Genomic DNA, 2363 nt, shown 5'->3' with positions numbered 1-2363 from the left:
GGCCTTCTTTGCGCAAGGATTTTACGAGATGGCCGTTTTCCACGAGAAATCCTTGCGCTGTGTAGCGCTGTGTAGCGCTATGGAGTGCCTAAGGCAGTGTCCTTCTCTGGTGTCCCACCGTCTAACCCACAACACAGATCCGAAACGCACCGAGTTTCTGGCGCAAATGTCGCGTCCATTCAACCACCATCAGCCCATCATCAGCTCACAGGAACGGGTTTGGCACAGGGAGCGCCCGTGCCGGACGATCGCGCCAAGTGGCCTGCTATGCTGCGATGTTGGGTTGTAGTCCTTTGGCGTTGGCTATGGCGGTGGTTTGGCCGCATGTGGCGAGCCAGTTGGCGAGGAGTCGGTAGCCGTCCTGGGTCATGACGGATTCGGGGTGGAATTGCACGGCGTACATGGGTAGTTCGCGGTGTTTGATGCCTTGGATGGTGTGGTCGTCCTGGGTCCATGCGGTTACGGTGAGCTCGTCGGGCACGGAGTTTGGTTCGACGGCGAGGGAGTGGTATCGGGTGGCGGTCATCGGGTTGGCGACGCCGTGGAAGATCTCGTCGTCGATGTGTTCGACCTGGCTGGTTTTGCCGTGCATGATGGTGGGTGCGTGGTGGATGGTGCATCCGAACACTTCGGCGAGGGCCTGGAGTCCTAGGCATACGCCGAACATGGGTTTGCGCTCGGCCGCACAACGACGAATCACATCCTCGCTGACGCCGGAATCGGCCGGAGCGCCGGGACCAGGGGAGATCAGCACGCCGTCATAGTCGTCGAGAATGCCCGGCTCGGCGGGGTCGATCTCATCGTTGCGCACCACGTCCACCGTTGCGCCCAACGTCTTGAGATATCCGACGATGGTGTACACGAACGAATCATAGTTGTCGATCACCAGAATGTGTGCGCTATCGGTCATGACTCTTCCCCTCGGCATCAGCGGTACAACGGTCGGTTTCCGGTGCGCGAATCAACATGGCGAATCAACGCCGTGAATCACCGTAGCGAATCACCACGCCGAATCGCGCGCCAAACTGTAGGCCAGTGTAGTCGCCGGGCTACCGCAGCGAAACGATGATCTCGGATATCGCCGACCCAGCCGGCCGGCCGAGCCCATGCCAGAGCCGTCCGGCCCAGCCGGCCTCGCTAGCCGACCCGGCCGACCGATCGACCTGGCACCCATCACCGGCACCCGCCGACAAGCGTCACGCAGTCGGCACCGCGGTGAAGTTCGACATCTCCCGCAATACCGGAATCGTCGACGCCGCCCACGGGAATCCCCATTCAAACAGCGCCGCCGCGACGACGAACAGCAGCAGGCCGAGCAGCACCAGCCGCACCGGCAGCACGCCAGGCTGATGCCGCAGCAGCCAGCCGTACGCGCTCACCTCGGGCCGACGCCGCTCGCCGGAACGGATCGCGCGCAGCACCGGGAACCGCCATGCGACCAGCGCCGCAATGAAGATCACCGCGTAGGCGAGCAGCGCGACCAGCATGACCGGAACCAGCGAATCGAGCTGAGCGATCGGCGACGGCTGCTCGTTGTTGATGAACTGCACGCGGCCCGACGAATCGGTCGACGACAGCTCCTTGGGAATGCCGTCCGAAACCTTCGCCCAGTACGAGAACTCGCCGTAGCTGATCCAGCGGTAGATCGGCGCGGAATACTTCGGTTCGCAGGTGGTCATCGTGATCAGCCGCTTGGTGGTCGGCGTGCCGGTGCTCTGCGGGTCGTCGGAGATGACGCGCACCTCCTCGGGCTTGACGATCTCGTAGTTCGTGTACTTGTACACGTACCAGTAGTCCTTGGTGCGGATGATGATCGGGTCGCCCGGCTGCAGTTTGTCCACGTCGCCGAGCGGCTGTCCGTAGCCGTTGCGGTGGCCGGCAAGCGCGAAGTTGCCGACCTGGCCGGGCATCTTCGTGTTGTCGTAATGGCCGAGGCCATGCTTGTTGAGCTCTTCGAGCGTGGTGCCCTGCACCATGTTGCGCTCCCAGTTGTCGCCGAAGCGCGGGATGTACACCTGCGCGAGCAGCTCGCCCTCGGACGCCTTTTCGGTCTGCACAGGCGGCTCACCGGACTGCGCGGCGGCGATCTTCACGCCATTGTTGCCGCTGTTGGCGGTCGGGTCGGCCCAGTCGACGGATTGGCGTGTCTCCATCTGCGTGTGCTCCGCCTGCACGCCGGTCCACCACATCTGCCATACGATGTACAGCGCACAGATCGCCGCCAACGTGAGCAGAATCTCGGCGATGATGCCGAGCGTGGCCTGCAATGCGCCGCGCCGGCGCGGGGCGGGGTTCGCAGTCGGGCCGGTGCCGCCATTGCCGGGCGTGCCGGTGCCGCCGCCGAAGCCGTTGTTGCCGCCGCC

General features: G+C 63.9%; 2 protein-coding genes. Both read right to left on the bottom strand.

The features are described 5' to 3' along the window. Nucleotides 1-265: 265 nt before the first annotated feature. Complete coding sequence (locus EHS19_RS03295; RefSeq protein ID WP_151916379.1) at nt 266-910, bottom strand: anthranilate synthase component II; 645 nt, start codon at nt 908-910, stop codon at nt 266-268. A 286-nt stretch (nt 911-1196) separates the two neighbouring features. Then, on the bottom strand, nt 1197-2267 hold the full coding sequence (locus EHS19_RS03290) for a class E sortase (RefSeq protein ID WP_151916378.1): 1071 nt from the start codon (nt 2265-2267) through the stop codon (nt 1197-1199). Nucleotides 2268-2363: the final 96 nt, after the last annotated feature.

This window comes from Bifidobacterium jacchi, assembly GCF_009078285.1.
Taxonomy (GTDB): Bacteria; Actinomycetota; Actinomycetes; order Actinomycetales; family Bifidobacteriaceae; genus Bifidobacterium; species Bifidobacterium jacchi.
This window is presented reverse-complemented; position numbering and strand designations above follow the sequence as displayed.